16 protein-coding genes, 1 tRNA gene and 1 pseudogene are annotated in these 19,087 nt (G+C 54.4%); 13 read left to right on the top strand and 5 right to left on the bottom strand.

What is annotated here, in order from left to right:
* The first annotated feature begins 59 nt into the window (after positions 1–59).
* On the top strand, positions 60–731 hold the full coding sequence (gene rnt, locus L1249_RS10665) for a ribonuclease T (protein ID WP_044627990.1): 672 nt from the start codon (positions 60–62) through the stop codon (positions 729–731).
* A gap of 212 nt (positions 732–943) precedes the next feature.
* Positions 944–2,203 carry a 6-phosphofructokinase gene (locus L1249_RS10660; protein ID WP_044627992.1) on the top strand — a complete coding sequence of 420 codons (1,260 nt, stop codon included), beginning with the start codon at positions 944–946 and terminating at the stop codon, positions 2,201–2,203.
* A 108-nt stretch (positions 2,204–2,311) separates the two neighbouring features.
* Here L1249_RS10660 and L1249_RS10655 read toward each other — a convergent pair whose 3' ends face one another.
* Positions 2,312–4,027: a bifunctional protein-serine/threonine kinase/phosphatase gene (locus L1249_RS10655; RefSeq protein ID WP_058577747.1), complete on the bottom strand. Its 1,716-nt coding sequence runs from the start codon at positions 4,025–4,027 to the stop codon at positions 2,312–2,314.
* Positions 4,028–4,377: 350 nt separating this feature from the next.
* Between L1249_RS10655 and ppa the strand changes: the two genes are divergently transcribed.
* The 8 genes from ppa to purH all read left to right on the top strand — a co-directional run bounded on the left by ppa (position 4,378) and on the right by purH (position 13,261).
* Positions 4,378–4,908, top strand: coding sequence for an inorganic diphosphatase (ppa, locus tag L1249_RS10650; protein ID WP_228168596.1), 531 nt, complete (start codon positions 4,378–4,380; stop codon positions 4,906–4,908).
* 173 nt (positions 4,909–5,081) lie between these two features.
* On the top strand, positions 5,082–6,959 hold the full coding sequence (gene dsbD / locus L1249_RS10645) for a protein-disulfide reductase DsbD (RefSeq protein ID WP_390903877.1): 1,878 nt from the start codon (positions 5,082–5,084) through the stop codon (positions 6,957–6,959).
* A 332-nt stretch (positions 6,960–7,291) separates the two neighbouring features.
* A complete protein-coding gene (accB, locus tag L1249_RS10640) occupies positions 7,292–7,753 on the top strand; it encodes an acetyl-CoA carboxylase biotin carboxyl carrier protein (protein WP_062360695.1) in 462 nt (153 codons plus the stop codon).
* A gap of 30 nt (positions 7,754–7,783) precedes the next feature.
* Positions 7,784–9,124, top strand: coding sequence for an acetyl-CoA carboxylase biotin carboxylase subunit (gene accC / locus L1249_RS10635; protein WP_054641188.1), 1,341 nt, complete (start codon positions 7,784–7,786; stop codon positions 9,122–9,124).
* 137 nt (positions 9,125–9,261) lie between these two features.
* Positions 9,262–10,173, top strand: a complete 912-nt coding sequence (gene prmA / locus L1249_RS10630; RefSeq protein WP_089675702.1) for a 50S ribosomal protein L11 methyltransferase — start codon at positions 9,262–9,264, stop codon at positions 10,171–10,173.
* A 98-nt stretch (positions 10,174–10,271) separates the two neighbouring features.
* A complete protein-coding gene (dusB, locus tag L1249_RS10625) occupies positions 10,272–11,312 on the top strand; it encodes a tRNA dihydrouridine synthase DusB (protein WP_089675701.1) in 1,041 nt (346 codons plus the stop codon).
* The gene (gene fis, locus L1249_RS10620) at positions 11,309–11,632 is read left to right on the top strand and encodes a DNA-binding transcriptional regulator Fis (protein ID WP_044627999.1); all 324 of its coding nucleotides are present in this window, start codon (positions 11,309–11,311) and stop codon (positions 11,630–11,632) included. Before dusB ends, fis begins: the two co-directional genes overlap by 4 nt.
* 48 nt (positions 11,633–11,680) lie before the next feature.
* The gene (purH, locus tag L1249_RS10615; protein ID WP_089675700.1) at positions 11,681–13,261 is read left to right on the top strand and encodes a bifunctional phosphoribosylaminoimidazolecarboxamide formyltransferase/IMP cyclohydrolase; all 1,581 of its coding nucleotides are present in this window, start codon (positions 11,681–11,683) and stop codon (positions 13,259–13,261) included.
* Between the two features lie 73 nt (positions 13,262–13,334).
* Here the strand turns inward: purH and L1249_RS10610 are convergent, their stop codons facing one another.
* Complete coding sequence (locus tag L1249_RS10610; protein ID WP_089675699.1) at positions 13,335–14,795, bottom strand: NAD-dependent succinate-semialdehyde dehydrogenase; 1,461 nt, start codon at positions 14,793–14,795, stop codon at positions 13,335–13,337.
* 113 nt (positions 14,796–14,908) lie between these two features.
* Positions 14,909–15,460, bottom strand: coding sequence for a GTP cyclohydrolase I FolE (folE, locus tag L1249_RS10605; protein WP_044628002.1), 552 nt, complete (start codon positions 15,458–15,460; stop codon positions 14,909–14,911).
* Between the two features lie 343 nt (positions 15,461–15,803).
* Between folE and L1249_RS10600 the strand changes: the two genes are divergently transcribed.
* Entirely contained in the window at positions 15,804–16,397 is a 594-nt protein-coding gene (locus L1249_RS10600) for a hypothetical protein (protein ID WP_172416113.1), read from the top strand.
* A gap of 89 nt (positions 16,398–16,486) precedes the next feature.
* Here L1249_RS10600 and L1249_RS10595 read toward each other — a convergent pair whose 3' ends face one another.
* Together L1249_RS10595 and L1249_RS10590 are read right to left on the bottom strand one after the other, a co-directional pair.
* Positions 16,487–17,461, bottom strand: coding sequence for a serine/threonine protein kinase (locus tag L1249_RS10595; protein WP_054641505.1), 975 nt, complete (start codon positions 17,459–17,461; stop codon positions 16,487–16,489).
* A 31-nt stretch (positions 17,462–17,492) separates the two neighbouring features.
* Positions 17,493–18,194, bottom strand: a complete 702-nt coding sequence (locus L1249_RS10590) for a ComF family protein (RefSeq protein ID WP_228168595.1) — start codon at positions 18,192–18,194, stop codon at positions 17,493–17,495.
* 91 nt (positions 18,195–18,285) lie between these two features.
* On the opposite strand from L1249_RS10590, the gene L1249_RS10585 reads away from it, so the two are divergent.
* Both L1249_RS10585 and L1249_RS10580 read left to right on the top strand, forming a co-directional pair.
* Positions 18,286–18,370 (top strand) — tRNA-Leu (locus L1249_RS10585).
* A 269-nt stretch (positions 18,371–18,639) separates the two neighbouring features.
* Positions 18,640–18,969, top strand: a pseudogene (locus tag L1249_RS10580) (hypothetical protein); the annotation flags it as partial.
* Positions 18,970–19,087 lie beyond the last annotated feature (118 nt).

Below are 19,087 nucleotides of genomic sequence, written 5' to 3'. Positions count from 1 at the left end.
TAGCGGCAAACACTCGCCGCTGATTCTGACCGACTACTCGCTTTACTAAGGAGAGCTGCATGAGCGAGGCAATTGCCCGCGAATTGATGGCCCAGCGTTTTCGCAGTTATTTACCGGTTGTCATTGATTTGGAGACGGGTGGGTTTAATGCCCAAACGGACGCCGTATTGGAAATTGCAGCTGTCACCCTCACCATGGACCCGGACGGTAATTTACTGCCTGACGCGACCTATGCGTACCACATCCACCCCTTTGAGGGGGCCAACGTGGAGCAGTCGGCATTAGACTTCACAGGGATCAATCTGGATGACCCGCTGCGTCGCCAAGTGGCACTCAGTGAGTCTGAGGCACTGGGTGAGATCTTTCGGCCCATTCGCAAATCGTTGAAAGCCCACGGCTGCTCACGAGCGATTCTCGTCGGCCACAATGCCGCCTTCGACCACGGCTTTCTGAATGCCGCGGCCAACCGCTGCAACATCAAACGCAATCCGTTTCACCCCTTCTCAAGCTTTGATACGGCGACGCTCGCAGGGTTTGTGTATGGTCAAACTGTGCTGGCCAGAGCGTGCCGTGCGGCAGGCATTGAGTTTGATAACAAAGCAGCCCACTCCGCGCGTTACGATACCGAGCGCACGGCTGAGCTGTTTTGCGCAATGGTTAACCGCTATAAAGATTTGGGCGGCTGGCGACTAGCCCAGCGTGAACAAGCGCTGGACGGTAGCGATGAGTAATCCGCACAGGCAGCTAAAAATCCCCGCAGCGGCGGGTTTGAAACAGCATGTAATGCAGCAGAAATAGCTTTACGCTAAACTTTGCGTCAATTAAGAGCGCTTGGTTCACAGGGCGACTTTCAGTGCGCCTGTGAAGCATCGGCAAGCAAGGGAGCGAACGCTTGCCGTCAATGACGATGAAACCACCCGTTTTCAGGAGATGAGACGTTTCCATGGCCCAGCATAATGCCTTTTACGCCCAGTCCGGTGGCGTTACCGCCGTCATAAATGCCAGCGCCTGCGGCGTTATCGAAGCTTGCCGGCAAGCCCCCGACCAAATCGGCAAGGTGTATGCCGGCCATAACGGCATTATTGGTGCGCTGACGGAAGACCTTATCGATGTCACCCAAGAGAGTGATGATGCCATTGCGGCACTTCGTCATACGCCTGGCGGTGCGTTCGGTTCGTGCCGCTACAAGTTGAAGGATATTGATACCCACCGCGCCCAGTACGAGCGCCTGATCGAAGTCTTCAAAGCGCACGATATCCGCTATTTTTTCTACAACGGTGGCGGTGACAGCGCCGACACCTGCCTAAAGGTCTCACAGCTTTCAGAAAAGCTTGGTTACCCGCTGACCGCGATTCATGTTCCTAAAACCGTCGACAATGACCTGCCCATTACCGACAACAGCCCCGGTTTTGGCAGCGTCGCAAAGTACATTGCTACCTCAACCCGTGAAGCATCGCTGGATATCGCCTCCATGTGCGCCACCTCTACCAAGGTGTTTGTGCTTGAGGTGATGGGCCGCCATGCGGGCTGGATTGCCGCCGCAGGCGGACTGGCAGGCGAAGGTGAAGGCGAGCCGCCACACCTGATTATCTTTCCGGAAGTGTCCTTTAACCGTAAAGCGGTCATGGCACGAGTGGATGAGAGCGTTAAGAAGTACGGCTACTGCGTGATCGTCGTATCCGAAGGCGCGCGCTACGAAGACGGCACCTTCCTGGCAGATGCGGGTAACACCGATGCTTTCGGTCACCGCCAGCTAGGCGGCGTTGCGCCCACTCTGGCCGGTATGATCAAGCAAGACTTAGGCTACAAATACCACTGGGCCGTGGCCGACTACCTACAGCGTGCGGCTCGCCACTTAGCATCAAAAACCGACGTTGAGCAAGCATACGCAGTAGGCCGTGAAGCGGTGACGCTGGCACTGGCAGGCAAGAACTCCATGATGCCGGCGATCCGCCGTATTTCACAAACCCCCTACCAGTGGGATGTGATTTCTGCGCCGCTGTCGCAAATTGCCAACCAAGAGAAATTCATGCCTCGCGATTTCATCAGCGAGAACGGCTTTGGCATTACTCAAGCATGCCGAGACTACCTCTCGCCGCTGATCCAAGGCGAAGACTTCCCGCCGTTCGAGAATGGCCTGCCTAAAGTCGCCAAGCTCAAGCTGGCGAAAGTAGAGCAGAAGCTGCCTAAATTCACACTGTAACTTCTCGGCTGGCTGAAACGCTGGTTTAGAAAAAGGGGCGATGACCAGTCATCGCCCCTTCTTAATTGATTGTCCCGTCCTGAATAGAGTGGACTACTGGACGCATTCCTAACGCAGCAGCCAGGAAAGCACCAATAGCAAAAGCAAAATGCCCGCCACGCCTTGCCAAAAGCGCCGAGACTCCGTACGCGGCTCTTCTCGCTGAGGCATCCGTCCTAACGGGATACGTAGCGCGTGAAGAAACTCCGACATGCGCCTAAAGCGCAGCGGCCGCTGCGGGTCCAGCGCTCGGCGCAGTGCCTCATCCAACGCGGGGGTAATCTCCGGGTTGATGGTACGAGCGCTACGGTAGCTGAGCTCTTCTAAATCGGTATGACAGCGCAGCTTATTCGGCGTCAAGGTATAGGGCAGTTCTCCGGTTAACAGCCAATAAACCGTGGATGCCAGCGAGTACTGATCGCTGCGTCGCCCCACACTGTCGCCCAGGGCGTACTCTGGAGCCGTGTGTTCATTAAAGCCGATTTGGCGAAGCAGTTCGCCTGAGTGACGATGTCCATCCACTTCACGCATGTGGCAGGCGCTAAAATCCGCCAGCACTACCTTTCCATGCTGATCAATCAGCACGTTATCTGGCGTAACCTGCTGATGGATAATATCGCGGTGATGTAGTGCTTGAACCGCTTTGCCCAACTGATTGGCAATGTCCAAGCGCTGAACAAGGCTTGCTTGCGGGTGGCGCTCCGCCCACTGGCGCAAGGTCTCACCTTCCACGTTCTGCATGAGGTAGTAGAGATAGCGACGTGGGCGCGAGGGCTCCATGACTTTCACTACAAAGGGTGAATTCACCCGCTCTACCACCCACTGCTGCAGCAAAAAATGCTCTAAATAGGCGTTACGCAGCGAAAGTTCCGGGCTGGGCGCTTTCATCACCATCACGCGATCGCTATGCACATCACGGACTCGGTAAACGCGAGATTGGGCGTTTCGTGACAGCACGGCCTGAACCTCTAACCCATCAAGGCGCTCGCCAGGAGCTAATTCAGGGGGGATTGGCAGATCACCGTAGAGCATGCCAGGATGGTCGGTTTCTTCTTCGGGTAGCTCATCAATGCGCAATAGTTGGAAGCAGAACTGATCACCGCCGTAACCGCGCTCCTGAGCGCGCTGTTTTGCCTCACTGGCCAAACGCTCGCAGGCGGCATCCAAATCGCTGGCGTCTTGGCGAATAAGCCGCACGTAGTCCGACGGCATCAGCGTGCCGCGCACCGCCTGGGTAGTGAATACGAACAGGTCGCCCTGTTTAAGCGCTAGATGGGTGTAGTCGATGTCGACGCTGCCATCCATCCCCAAAGCGCGGGAGGGATAACGATAGCCGCCTACGTCGGTCACATGGTCACGAGTGAGCTGCTCAAACTCGGCACCACGTAAGCGAAATACCAGCGTATCGCCCATATGGAACAGATGCCCTTCGCGGCCCAAAAACACCATCGCGGAGAGTGAGGAAACAAAGCCACCCTCTTTAACATGCTGGCTCTGGCTGTAGCACCAACTATTAAGAGCACGCAGCACACGGGTAGCCGAGGTTTTGGTATCCCAGTGTTCAGGCGTCGAGTAGTAATCCGCAAGAAACCCGCGCACGCTCAAATCTCCCGCCTGCTTGGCCATGGTATTGCGGGAAATCGAGTCACTAATCACCGCACAGCCGCCCTTCACTTTTAACAGCGGTGCTTCCGGCAGGCGCACCGACATTGAGCTGCGGTGCTGCCGCCGCTCCGGGGCAACAAACGCTTGACCATAACTAATTAGCAACTGGGCGTGCGCCAACTCATCCTCCTAGGCTTACGGCTCACCATCGCAACTACCATTTCACTAACATCACAACCACACAGGGCTATCATACACGCTGGCACAGTGAAACGATGCCCACCAAACGTCGCGAACGGTACAAAAACCCTACTCATGGCGCGTGACTGCCTGGAAGTGCATCAAGCCGACTAATATGAGACATCCCCTTAAATCGCAATGAACTTCAACATCCACGCCGCTAAACACCTATGTCGCATTGGTAATCTATCGACCATGTTCGTATAATTCTTCACCATTAATGCAATGCATCAACTGCTTAGCTACTGCGCTCTGCAATAGGTAAGAAAAGCCAAGCCAAGGAACCAACGATGAACTTTGATAACATCCCCGCTGGAAAGGATCTGCCCAACGATATCTACGTGGCGATCGAAATTCCTGCTAACCACGCGCCGATTAAGTATGAAATCGACAAAGATATGGGTGCCCTCCTCGTTGACCGTTTCATGGCCACGCCCATGTTCTACCCGGCCAACTACGGCTTTATCCCGCATACGCTGGCCGACGATGGTGACCCGCTAGACGCGCTGGTAGTGACCCCTCATCCAGTAGCGCCTGGCAGCATCATTCGCGCGCGTCCGGTGGGCATTCTGAACATGACCGACGAAGCCGGCGAAGACGCCAAGCTGGTATGCGTGCCGCACCCGAAACTCTCAGCGCTGTATGATGACGTGCAGGAAGTGACTGACCTCCCCGAACTGCTGCGCCAGCAAATTGCTCACTTCTTCGAGAACTACAAAGACCTCGAAAAAGGCAAGTGGGTCAAAGTTGAGTCTTGGGAAGGCGTTGAAGCCGCTCGCAAGGCCATTGAAAAGTCGGCCGCAGCTTACAAAAAAGCGTAATTAGCGTCACGACACTGATTGCAAAGGCCGCCTTTAGAGAGGCGGCCTTTTGCGTTTACATTAACGGAGCATGAAGCACCGCGTCACGTCACCGCAGTAAATGCGCTAATCTCAACAGGTGCGCTATCCTGCCCCTTTGCACCCAACCTGTTACCAAAGCGTAAGGATACTCCGTGTTACTCATGCAACGTTTTAGCCTATTTTTTTTGTTGTGCTGGCTACCTTTATTGGCCCACGGGCAGTGGTTCTCTTCTAGCAATCAGAGCGACTTCCTGCCGGTAATGGAAGCCTTCCAGCCCAGCGCTTGGCACGATGGTGATACGCTCAGCATCGGGGTCGATATTGCCGATGAGTACTATTTGTACCGCCACCAGCTTGACGTCACGAGCCAGCAGGCATCGGTCGACTTAGAAGACCCCGTCATTCCACAGGGCTCATTCACCACCGATCAATTTATGGGGGATGTGTACGTTTTTCGCGATCAGCTCGTTTTTGATGTTCCGCTGAGCGCCCCTTATAGCGGGCCAATCAGTATCGAGCTGACCTTTCAGGGATGCGCCGATGCGGGGTTATGCTACCCACCTGAGCGCATCACCCTTGAAGCCGCAGAAACGTCACCGCCCAGCACGTTTGCCAACTGGCAGGATGAAAGCGAACAAAGCTCTCCAAATCAAACAAGCACGGGTGAACCTGCCCCAAGCAGCGCAGCGACTCAATCGGGCGAGAACGCTGGCTTCTCCGCCCCGCAAAGTGAAGATAGCAAATTCAGCGCGCTGATTAGTGATACCAGCCTACCGCTCGCCTTAGGGCTCTTTTTCCTCGCGGGTATTGGGCTCACCTTTACGCCCTGTGTGCTGCCGATGATTCCCATTCTGTCGTCCATCGTGGTTGGCCAGAACCCCACCAAGCCCCGCGCTTTTGTCCTGTCAGCCAGCTATGTACTCGGCATGGCCATTACCTATGCCTTGGTGGGCGTGCTAATGGGGCTATTTGGTGCGGGGCTCAACCTCCAGGCACATTTACAGTCCGCCCCCGTTTTAATTACTTTTGCCATTCTGTTTACCCTGTTCGCTTTGGCAATGTTTGGCGCCTTTGACCTTCGCATGTCACCGCGAATCGCCAGCAAAGTAGACTCTTGGCAAGCCCGCGCCCAGCGCAGTGGCCCACTGGGCTTGGCGGTGGCGGGTGCGCTGTCAGTGCTAGTGGTGTCTCCCTGCGTAACGGCTCCGCTAGCGGGCGCCTTAGTATTTATCTCTTCCACTGGGGACGCCATTATGGGTGGCGCAGTGCTGTTTGCGCTTGGACTTGGCATGGGGCTCCCTTTATTGCTCGTGGGCACCTTCGGCGCAACGCTGCTACCCCGCTCTGGCGGCTGGATGAATGGCGTTAAAATTGCTTTCGGGCTATTGTTATTAGGTATAGCGATTTGGATGATTGAGCGTTTAATTGCGCCATCAATCTCTCTTCTGCTGTGGGCGGCCCTAGCAATCGGCAGTGCCCTTACCCTTGGCGCACTGAATACATCGCCCTCTCACGGCTGGGCAAAAGCCCGGCAAACGGCGGGGTTAATGCTATTGGCCTGGGGGGTAGCACTCGTGTTGGGCGCCGCCCAAGGAGGCAGCAATCCATTACGACCGCTATCGGTGATCACTTCTAGTACAGGGGAAGCCGCTACCACTCCAATCTTTGAAGAAGTCGACAGTCTCAGCGCACTACAGTCTGAGCTGGAGCAAGCCTCTCAAGCGGGGCAGCCCGTGTTTGCCCACTTCACGGCAGAGTGGTGTATCTCCTGCAAACTGATGGAGCGAGAGGTCTATCCTGATCCTCAAGTCGCCGCTGCATTGAACGATTTTCAACTAATCGCGGTCGATGTGACAGAGACCAATGCACAAAGTCGCGAACTGCTCAATCATTTCAACCTTTTTGGCCCGCCCAGCCTGCTACTCTTTAGCCAGGGCAAGGAAGTGCGCGAAGCTCGCATTCAGGGCGAAGTGACTGCTCAAGACCTCGTTCAGCATCTCGACTCGTTCAAGCGCTGGCAGCAGGGATAAAAGATGAACTCATGGTCGGTTGCGACAGTGCAACCGGCTTTGAACACATTTTTAAGCTGCCGTGTCGCGATCGTCGTCAAACAGTTGTTTAAGTCGCAAATATCACACACATTACCGCGGCTACTGGACAGTGGGTGACTTTTTCGGCAAACTCCACAGCCATATTTGCTAAAAAACCCATCTTTTAGCACTGAGTCTGGGTTAACGTTCGCCATCGTGCTGCGTTCTCTTCATTTTTAAATTTGGTTTACTGCACTTAAAAGCGCCGCGCCTAGCAGGCATATCTCTCCTGTGACGACGTGTTACTTTGATCAACTTTTGGGGCTACACGAATGGATATTCGCAAAGTTAAAAAACTGATTGAGCTGCTGGAAGAGTCCAACATCAGTGAAATCGAAATTCAGGAAGGTGAAGAATCGGTTCGTATCAGCCGTCACCCCAACGGCACTGCGTGGCAGCCGCAACCGATGCCTCAGTACGCGCAGCCCGCGCCTGCTGCTCCTCAAGCGCCGGTGGCCACTACCCCCGCCGATGCCGAACCTCAAGGCGCTAGCTATCGCGGTGAAGCAGTTAACTCGCCGATGGTAGGCACCTTCTATCGCAGCCCGGCACCAGGTGCGAAAGCATTCGTTGAAGTAGGCGACACAGTGAAGCAAGGCGACACTGTGTGTATCGTTGAAGCGATGAAAATGATGAACCAGATTGAAGCCGACCGCGACGGCGTGGTTGAGGCCATCCTAGTGGAAGATGGCGAGCCGGTGGAATTTGATCAACCGATGATCGTCCTCGCTTAATCTTTCATATCAACACGGGTGGATTCTCCCATGCTGGACAAGGTACTTATCGCGAACCGCGGCGAGATAGCCCTTCGTATCTTACGCGCATGTAAAGAGCTAGGGATTAAAACTGTTGCGGTTCACTCCAAAGCAGACCGCGAACTGATGCACGTTCGTCTTGCCGATGAAGCCGTCTGCATTGGCCCTGCCTCTTCGGCGCAATCGTACTTAAACATCCCTGCGCTGATCAGCGCGGCTGAAGTGACTGACTCAAGCGCCATTCATCCCGGCTATGGCTTCCTATCTGAGAACGCCAACTTTGCCGAGCAGGTGGAGCGTTCGGGCTTCACCTTTATTGGCCCACGCGCTGAAACCATTCGCCTGATGGGCGATAAAGTCAGCGCGATTGAAGCCATGAAGGTCGCTGGCGTACCGACAGTACCCGGTTCCGACGGCCCACTAGGTGATGATGACGCCACTAACCTGGCCACTGCACGTCGCATTGGCTACCCAGTCATCATTAAGGCGGCTGCCGGTGGTGGTGGACGCGGCATGCGTGTTGTGCATACCGAAGGCCACCTACTCTCCGCCATTACCGTTACCCGCACCGAAGCCCATTCCGCTTTTGGCGATGGTACGGTTTATATGGAGAAGTTTCTCGAGAAGCCTCGCCATGTAGAAGTTCAGGTGCTGGCTGATGGCCAGGGCAATGCTATTCACCTGTATGACCGCGACTGCTCGCTACAGCGCCGCCACCAGAAAGTACTCGAAGAAGCACCGGCCCCCGGCATTGATCCGGAAGCCCGCGCGAAAGTGCTGGAAGCCTGCCGCCAAGCGTGTATCGAGATTAACTACCGCGGTGCGGGTACGTTCGAGTTCCTATACGAAGACGGTGAGTTCTTCTTCATCGAAATGAACACCCGCGTACAGGTAGAGCACCCGGTGACAGAAATGGTCACGGGCGTGGATATCGTTAAAGAGCAGCTGCGTATTGCTTCAGGCATGCCGCTCTCAATTCGCCAGGAAGATGTAAAGCTAAACGGTCACTCCTTTGAGTGCCGTATTAATGCCGAAGATTCGCGTACCTTTATGCCCTCTCCTGGCAAAGTCACACTGTACCACGCACCTGGTGGCTTAGGCGTTCGGATGGACTCTCACCTTTACACCGGCTATACCGTTCCGCCGCACTACGACTCTCTGATTGGTAAGCTAATCACCTGGGGTGCTGACCGCGAGATCGCTTTAACGCGCATGCGCAACGCGCTCGATGAGCTGCTGGTCGAAGGCATCAAGACCAATATCGACCTTCAGAAAGACCTGGTGCGGGATAGCTACTTCCGCCAGGGTGGTGTCAATATTCACTACCTGGAAAAGAAGCTAAGCAGCTAAGCCATAGGTTGCTACTACGCCTGCCGCTTGGCGGGTGTTTCTGCGGGGTGGCCATCGCCACCCCGCTGCTGTTTTGTCCTAGTTATATCGCAATTTCGCTTGTTCCTTTATCCTCTAAAACGCCGTGGAGACCCCCGATGCCCTGGCTGCAATTAAAAGCACACGTCGCCCCCGAACAAGCCGACCTCCTCGAAGAGCTGCTGCTCGAGGAGGGCGCGACGGCCATTGGCCTACAGGACGCCCACGACGATCCCGTCTTTGAGCCCGAGCGCGGCACAACCCCACTATGGCAAGACACCATTTTGACGGGCCTCTATGATGATCTCGACGGCATCAACGACATGATAAGCCGTATTGAAGCCGCCTGGGCTGAGCAAGTGCCCGGTGAGCCGTGCCCGACCATTGAATACGAGCTGCTGGCGGACCGTGACTGGGAGCGAGAGTGGATGGATGATTTCACCCCTCTTCGCATGGGTGAACGGTTATGGATTGTGCCTAGTTGGCATGAGCCGCCCGAAGCTGGCGCGGTCAATTTAATCCTTGATCCGGGCCTCGCGTTTGGTACAGGCACACATCCGACCACCGCGCTATGCCTTGAGTGGCTGGATAGTTTAGCCGTGCGTAATGAACTGCAGGGCAAAGCCGTACTGGATGTAGGCTGTGGGTCAGGCATCCTCGCCATTGCGGCGCTGAAGTTAGGCGCGACCCATGCAGACGGCACGGATATTGACCCACAAGCGCTACAAGCCAGCCGCGAAAACGCGGAGCGTAATGCTATTGGCGCGGCGCAGCTCGCGCTCTACTACCCAGAACAACTCAAAGGCGGCTCCTACCCCATCGTCACGGCCAATATTCTAGCGGGACCGCTGGTCGAGCTTTCTAGCATGATTGCTAGCCACGTAGCGCCCGGTGGTCACATTGCACTATCCGGCATACTGGCCAATCAAGCCTCAGACGTGCTGGAAGCCTACGAAGCCCAAGGGCTTTATATGGATGAACCCACCGTGCGCGAAGGCTGGGTGCGGTTGACAGGCCGCCGCCCCGCATAAAATCGGAATTGGCCTTCAATCCCTTGCCGAGTAGGCGTATCATACGCCCCCTTGAAACGTCCTACTCGTCGATTTCATGCCTACCAAAGTGCACCGCAATGACCTTGATGATTACTTCGCCACCTGCGATTGGGCCTTACCAACTGCCTAACCCGGTAATGCTGGCCCCCATGGCGGGCGTCACCGACCGCCCGTTTCGCCAGCTCTGCCGTCGGCTAGGGGCTGGCTGGGTGGTGGGTGAAATGGTCACCGCTGACCCTTCACTATGGCATACCCGTAAATCTCAGCTACGCATGGATCATCAAGGCGAGCCCGCCCCCCGGGTAGTGCAAATTGCCGGTGGCGATGCCGAGATGCTGGCCCAGGCCGCCCGACTTAATGCTGAGCTTGGCGCGCAAATCATCGACATCAACATGGGCTGCCCAGCGAAAAAGGTCTGCAACAAGGCGGCGGGCTCTGCCCTAATGCGCGATGAAGCGCTAGTTGCTGAGATTTTAGATGCCGTAGTGAGCTCAGTGGATATTCCCGTCACGCTCAAGATACGCACCGGCTGGTGCGCTGCGTCGAACAATGCACTGCGCATTGCCAAACTGGCAGAGTCTGCAGGCATTCAGGCTTTGGCTGTCCATGGCCGTCACCGGGAACAGCGCTATACTGGTGAGGCTGAATACGACACGATTGCTGAGATTAAGTCACACCTTGCTATCCCGGTGATTGCCAACGGCGATATCACGTCGCCCGAAAAGGCTGCCTATGTGTTGCGCTATACCGGCGCAGATGCCGTAATGATAGGCCGAGGCGCTCAGGGAAATCCGTGGATTTTTCAACAGATCACCCACTACTTAACTCATGGTGAACGGTTAGCACCACCCAGTTTGACAGAGCGCTGCCAGATACTACTTGAGCATCTGCAGGCACTGCATGCGTTCTATGGCGACACCATGGGCGTACGCATCGCACGCAAACATGTCGGCTGGTATCTCAATGACGACCAGCGCTTTTCAGACGCTGAACAGCGAGCACTCAAGCAGCAGTTTAATGCCCTTGCCTCGACTGAAGCGCAGTTTGACTGGATTAATAACGCCATGACCCACGACGCCGCTCAGCGTCTGCTAGCCAAAGGAAGCCATGCGGCATGACTGAACGCAACCTGCTCTCCAGCGAACGCTCCTCCCATCTCTCTGGCACGCTAGCAGACCCTTCCGACAGTGCCCAGCCACAGCCGCTAAGAGAAGCGGTTGAGATGGCAATGCGCCGCTACTTCGAACATCTCGATGGCAGCCAAACTACCGATTTGTATGCCATGGTGATGGCAGAGGTGGAAGCTCCTCTGTTGGCATGCGTGATGGAGCACACCGATGGCAACCAAACGCGCGCGGCGGATGTGCTTGGTTTAAACCGTGGCACGCTGCGCAAAAAGCTTAAGCTGTATGGATTAATTGAAAGTGACGCCCCTTAAAGGGGCGTTGTTGTTTTAAACTCCGACCTGCACACGACGAGCACCCTTATGGCCGATAGTACCGCTACCCCCGTTCGCCGCGCCCTGCTGAGCGTATCCGATAAAACTGGCATCGTAGAGTTTGCCCGCGGCCTCGCCGAACATGGCGTCGAGCTGCTATCCACTGGCGGCACCTTCCGCTTACTGCAAGAGAACAGTATTGCGGTTAAGGAAGTATCTGAGCACACCGGTTTTCCAGAGATTATGGATGGACGCGTTAAAACACTGCATCCAAAAATTCACGGCGGCATTTTGGCACGCCGCGGCCAGGACGACGCTGTCATGGCGGAGAATGACATCTCACCAATCGACATGGTGGTGGTGAATCTTTACCCCTTTGCCGCCACGGTCGCCAAGCCAGACTGCACGCTAGAAGACGCCATCGAGAATATCGATATCGGTGGCCCCACCATGGTACGTGCCTGCGCCAAAAACCACGCGTATACTACGATTGTGGTTAACGCCAGCGACTACGACCGGGTACTGGGCGAACTTAATGACCACTCTGGCCAAGTGAGCGCCGCCACCCGTTTTGATCTAGCCGTTAAAGCGTTTGAGCATACCGCTGGTTACGACGGCGCCATCGCCGACTATCTTGGCCGTCAGGTAGCCAGCGAAGACGCCACCTTTGCCCGCACCTTCAACCTGCAGCTGCATAAAAAGCAGGACATGCGTTACGGTGAAAACCCGCATCAGAAAGCGGCTTTCTATGTGGACCCCGCCGCCAGCGAGCCAAGCGTTGCTACGGCCAAAACGCTTCAAGGCAAACCGCTCTCTTTCAATAACGTGGCTGACACTGACGCGGCGTTTGAGTGCGTAAAAGCCTTTGAGAATACCGCCTGTGTCATCGTCAAGCACGCCAACCCTTGCGGCGTTGCCGTGGGCGCAACGGCTCTGGAAGCTTACGAGAAAGCTTTCGCGACCGACCCGACCAGCGCCTTTGGCGGCATTATCGCCTTCAATGTACCGCTGGATGCCAAGACTGCACGCGCGATTATTGACCGCCAGTTTGTCGAAGTCATTATCGCTCCAGGGGTCAGCGACGACGCAGCCGCCATTGTGGCCGAGAAGCAGAACGTGCGCCTACTGGACGTAAGCGCTCATTGGCCCGGTACGGCGCAGCCTGCATTTGACTTCAAACGCGTGAATGGCGGCCTGCTGGTGCAGGATCGTGATCAAGGCATGGTCACTGAAGATGAGCTTACCGTGGTAAGCGAACGCGCTCCGTCTGAAGAAGAAATCCGCGACCTTGCCTTTGCATGGCGAGTAGCAAAGTTCGTGAAATCCAATGCGATTGTTTACGCCAAAGCAGGCCAAACGATTGGCGTAGGCGCAGGCCAAATGAGCCGGGTTTACTCGGCTAAAATTGCCGGCATTAAAGCGGCAGATGAAGGGCTTTCCGTTCCTGGTTCAGTGATGGCTTCTGACGCCTTCTTCCCCTTCCGAGACGGCATCGATGCCGCCGCAGCAGCGGGCATTACGGCGGTTATCCAGCCTGGCGGCTCCATGCGCGACCAGGAAGTGATTGATGCCGCTAACGAAGCAGGCATTGCCATGGTATTTACCGGCATGCGCCACTTCCGCCACTAATCAGAGGATAGCCTCCTGCATTAACAAAAGCCCTCACTTGCTCCAAGTGAGGGCTTTTTCGGTCTAGGACGTATTACTTGCCAAGATCAATGCACAGGTATTTCGTTTCCAGATACTCTTCTAAGCCTTGATGGCCACCTTCACGGCCAAGACCCGACGCTTTCACCCCGCCAAAGGGTGCCGCCGCATTGGAAATAAGCCCGGTGTTAATGCCCACCATGCCATACTCCAACGCCTCCGCTACGCGCCACACGCGAGCCAAATCGCGAGAGTAGAAGTAAGAAGCCAAGCCATACTGGGTGTCGTTGGCCATCACAATGGCGGTCTCTTCGTCATCAAAGGGGAAAACGGCTGCCAGCGGGCCAAACGTCTCTTCGTGGGCCACTTTCATTGCATCGGTAGCAAAGCTGATCAGCGTTGGTGTGAAATAGTTGCCACCCAAGGGGTGCGGGTGTCCACCCAGAAGCAGCTCCGCACCGTTATCAATGGCATCTTGAACGTGCTCACTGACTTTCTTAACAGCATTCTCGTCAATGAGCGGGCCAATATTAATATTTGGCTCTGTTCCATTCCCCACCTTTAGCTCACTGTTCATTGCAACGGCAAGTTTTTCACAAAACGCGTTAATGACGCTGGATTGCACCAGAAAGCGGTTAGTACATACACAGGTTTGCCCGGCGTTACGGAATTTAGCCGCCATGGCACCTTCAACAGCCGCGTCTAAGTCCGCATCTTCAAAAACGATAAACGGCGCATTGCCCCCCAGTTCCAAAGAAATTTTCTGGATATGCTCAGCGGCCTGAGCCATCAGAGTGCGCCCCACCTCAGTCGAGCCCGTGAAGGTGATCTTACGGACTTTGGGAGATTCTGTAAGCGCTTTCGCGATGTCAGACGCACTGCCTGGCACCACATTGAAAACCCCACGGGGAATGCCAGCACGTTCGGCGAGTAACGCCAGCGCAGTGGCGGAAAAAGGCGTTTGACTGGCGGGCTTCACCACAATGGTACAGCCAGCAGCCAGTGCCGCCCCTGCTTTACGAGTAATCATCGCAGCGGGAAAATTCCACGGCGTAATCGCGCCAACAACGCCTACCGGCTGTTTCGTCACCACAATACGCTGATTAGCATTGGCGGCAGGAATGGTTTCACCATAAACACGGCGAGCTTCTTCAGCAAACCAGCGTAAGAAGCTCGCGGCGTAGGCAATTTCACCTTCTGCTTCTCTTACTGGCTTGCCCTGCTCATAGGTCATCAGCAGAGCAAGGTCATGCTTGTGTTCAAGCATTAGGTCATGCCACTTGAGCAATAAGTCTGCCCGTTCCTGAGCGGTTAACGCCCGCCATGACGGCAGCGCCGCATCGGCAGCACCAATGGCACGTTCGGTTTCCGCCTTACCTAGGCGTGGCATCTCACCAACCGACTCACCAGTGGCTGGGTTCAAAACGTTGATTTGCTCACCGCTGTCGGCGGCTACCCAACTGCCGTCAATATAGGCAAACGGGCAATACAGCTGTGTTTCTTTCAGCGCTTCCATGACAGACTCCTGACCAAATGACGGCCTTGCAGGCTCATTTACTTGTTCATGCTAAGACGAAACGAGGCATTTAACCAAGCCTTTGACATGAAACCTGCTGAGTTTCACTCAGGTCAGTTGATCAGCGTTAAAAATTCTTGGCGCGTTGCCTGGCTACTGCGAAAACCTCCCAACATAACCGATGAGGTCATACTGGAATTTTGCTTTTCCACACCGCGCATCATCATGCAGAGGTGGCGGGCCTCAATCACAACAGCCACCCCTCTTGCCTGAGTAACCTGCTGAACCGCCTCGGCGATTTCACGCGTTAAATTCTCTTGGATTTGCATTCGACGTGCATACATATCGACGATACGAGCAAATTTGGAAAGGCCCAGCACCCTGCCACTCGGCAGATAGGCGATATGGCATTTGCCGATAAAAGGCAGTAAATGGTGCTCACACATGGAGTAGAGCTCGATATCTTTGACCAGCACCATCTCATCGGTCTGTGACTCAAAAACGGCCCCATTCACTATTTCTTCTAATGATTGATGATAACCAGCATTTAAAAACTGCATGGCTTTAGCTGCGCGCTTTGGTGTATCTCGCAGCCCTTCACGGTCAGGGTTTTCACCGAGCGCGGAAATAATTTGACGGTAGTGTTGGGCGAGATCGTCGGTCATTGTAGGCCTCATCAAAACTGTGCTTATTCGCTATCACTTAATCGCCTTGCAGCAATGTTATCGCGCCAGCGAGCTTCCATTATCGGCAAGCCACTGAGTAGCTTACGGTCTCTTCCGTTTAGCTGCCTTACCTTGCGAGTGCTAGCTGAACCCTTTATCCTGTACAAAAAATATATATCAATCAATTTATGCACAATACTAACAGTAGATTAATCTATTTTAACGCACCTATGCAGGCTGTGGCAGAGTGACACGCACCCCCCTTCGGCACTAATTGAGCTGTGCTATGATAAAAGCACAATTTTCCTGCTAATAGTGCAGGGGCCACTGTTGAGAGTATGCTATGTCATTTAAATCATCGCCCTTTTGGCTAACTGCCCTGCTGGGTACTTTCTTTGTATCACCTTTGCACGCAGAAGAGTCGGCGCTGGAACTTTCCAGCGGCGCGAAAGTAGGCGTTGAAGTCGTTGAAGCTTTGAAGTTTGATAGCAGCGAAAAACGTTACAGCGATATTCTGCTGCATCCAAAACAAGCAAGCGGCACCACCCATTCACTGCCTGAATACTGCTTGTTAGTAGCCAATGCGCAATTAAACGGTGATCGCGTCCGTATTACTACCCAAGATGCAACCTGCATTGAAACCCACGATTCAGAAAGCGCCATCTACTCAGGCACTTTTTCAGCCAGCGCCTATGCAGAAGATGGCCAGTATGGTCTTGCCTGCGACGACGGCTCCTGTTCATTAACTCCTGGACAACCCTTCGTCTTGGCATTAGATCAAAGCGTCCGTATTGATGCTCAAGACAATCCCTCGGCTGACATTAATGCCATCCGTCGCCAAGCTAATGGGGAAGGTGTCGGCAACCCTATTCCTGGTGAGCGTCCAGACCCTGACCAAAGCGTAGAAAACCCAGCCCCGATAGAACAGCCTGAGTAGTCAACCTGCAAGACCCAGGCGGCCCTTCGCGAGCATCTCACTAAGGGTCACCTTTAAAGGTACAAGATAAAACTAATCCAGCCGATGCATTAGGCCAACCATAATGGCTTATCCAGGTGCAGTAGTTGCTGCTCAAGCTGGCGAATATGCTGATCCCAATAGCCACTTTCTGCCAGCCAGGGAAATGCCCGAGGAAAGGCAGGATCATCCCACCGAGTTACCAGCCACGCCGCGTGACGTATTAAGCGGTAAGCACGCAATGGCTCAATAAGCGACATTTGCTGATGGGGAAACGGACTTGTCTCTTCATAGCCTTCTATCATCTCACTGAGTTGCGCCCGCCATAGCTGCGGATTTTCCATGGGCAGCAGCATCCATATATCTTGGATGGCGGGCGCCATCAGGCAATCATCAAAATCGACAAGCGTAAATGTCTCATCGCGACCAAGTATATTGCCTAAATGGCAGTCTCCATGGGTACGTATCATGCTTGCAGAAGGGATATGTACTGTCTCAAGTTGGCGGCGAATCTTATCGACTGCGTTTTGATAGGCGCGGGTTTGATGATTATTAAGCCAAGGGCTTGTCACTACGCGCTGCTCGGCCTCGGTCACCCCTTCACTGAGCAATAGCGTTCCGCGATGCTGAAACGGCTTTTTAGCAGCCACTTCATGAAGTTGACCCAGCACCTCACCTAAGGCAAATAGATGGGCAGGGTTATCTAACTCGGGCGCTTGTCCTATGCACTGTGGGAATAAGGCAAAGCGAAACTGCTGATACTCATGCAACGATACATCTTGGCCATTGCGCCACGGTGCCACCACCGAAACGCCCGCCTGCGTTAACTCGGTTAAAAAATCATGCTCTTCCTGAATAGCCTCATTTGACCAGCGGTTTGGCCGATAGAATTTCACGACCCAGCGGCCACCGTCGTCATCACGAAACATCAGCACACGATTCTCATAGCTATTGAGAGCAAACGGTTCGCCAGCAGGCCAAATACCTATCGACTCAACGGCTGACATAACCAGATCAGGCGAAAGCGCGCTAAACGGATGCGACATAGATGACTCCTTGGATGGGCTGCCTAGTTTATCAACTCTTCTGCAGCGGTGTACGGGCAGCGGCCCAAATATCAACGCGCTTGGCACCCTGTTCCAGCAGTACGGTCGCTAACGCATGGCCAGTGGCACCGGTTGTTACTACATCATCGATAATAGTCACATGCGCGGGCATCTCAGTGTCCACCATAAATGCACCTGCTAAGTTTTGCTGTCGCTCCCGGCGGTTTAAAGAGCGCTGAGAAGGCAAACGCTTAATACAATGCGCCTGCATCACCGGTAGATCCAACCGGTCGCCTAGCCGTTCAGCCAGCCACTGTGCCTGATTGAATCCGCGCTCTTTGGCACGCCCAGGATACATAGGTACAGGGAGCAATGCGCTGGCCATCTGGCTGGGGCACCGGGATAACATCAACTCAACTAGCAGCATTCCCGCACGCGGGGAGCCATGAAACTTAAAGTCGTGCACCAAGGAAGTTATCGTATCTTGGTAGCAAAGCGGCACTGTCGTGGTGGTAAAGCTAGGCGGCTCCGTCAGACAGTGACTACACCGTTTACCAGCCACCCCCGCCAGCGGCTCGGCACACTGCTCGCAGCTATGAAGATTCCAGGGGAGCAATGCAAAGCATTCATCGCACCACCCTGCACTTGATGAGCGCCCAGCAAGGCAAAATGCACAGTAGCCGGGCAGCCCCTGCTTGAGCCACTGGTTAATGGTCGCGATCCATTTCTTCACCGCTTCACGTCCCCCTTTACCCTCATGTTAAAAAATAGCGCTGCAAGATTTGACATTAGCGCAAATATTGATAAAATACGCCTCGTCTTCTGCGGATGTGGTGGAATTGGTAGACACGCTAGATTTAGGTTCTAGTGCCGCAAGGTGTGGGAGTTCGAGTCTCCCCATCCGCACCAATTTAAAGCGTATCATTTCAAATAATTCGGTAGCTTCATGCTAACCGAATTTTTTTGTTTCCAAACTCCCTCAAACTGCTCTAACTAGCTGACGAGCGCCTATTTTTACGCTACGTTAGCGACGACGCGCTGTGCTGCCATTAAAAGTCGATACAGAGCGCATGAATAGCCGAAGAGATCGCAAACGCGTTTTGAAATGGACCAAAGATATCGAAATGCATAAAGCACAATAATGCAGTGCGCATAATTAAAATTTTGGGGACAGACCTATGAAACCCGTCATTGCGTTTATTTGCCTTGGCACACTTACCGTCCTCTCGTTTCAAAGTCATGCTGCTGAGGAAGATAGCGATTTACCTGACTGGGCAGAGGAGCGCGTTGAGCCATTTCGAGCCAGCGTTGGCAACTGGGTCGACAATACCTCTCGCAACATTGATGCATTTTTTGGGGGCGGCGAGTCCGCAACCGTCAATAATGAATCCTATCTGCGCCTTGGCCAGGAAATTGATTGGATGGAAGGTGATGGCACTAGCGGCGATATTAGTGTCCGCTACCGGATCGACTTGCCTACGACAGAAGAGCGTCTACGCCTAGCAGTCTGTCGGACTTGAGGTTAATGGATGAGCTGAGGCGTGGGTTCTTCACCCCCCCCTGTGTTGGTGTTGGTGTTGGTGTTGGTGTTGGTGCTGTTGTGTGGCTCTTAACCTGCCCCTCAGC

Origin of the sequence: Halomonas sp. Cn5-12, assembly GCF_021532545.1 — a bacterium.
In the GTDB taxonomy this organism is placed as follows: Bacteria; Pseudomonadota; Gammaproteobacteria; order Pseudomonadales; family Halomonadaceae; genus Vreelandella; species Vreelandella aquamarina.
The sequence above is the reverse complement of the archived record's forward strand: the minus strand, read 5'-3'. Positions and strand labels throughout refer to the sequence as shown.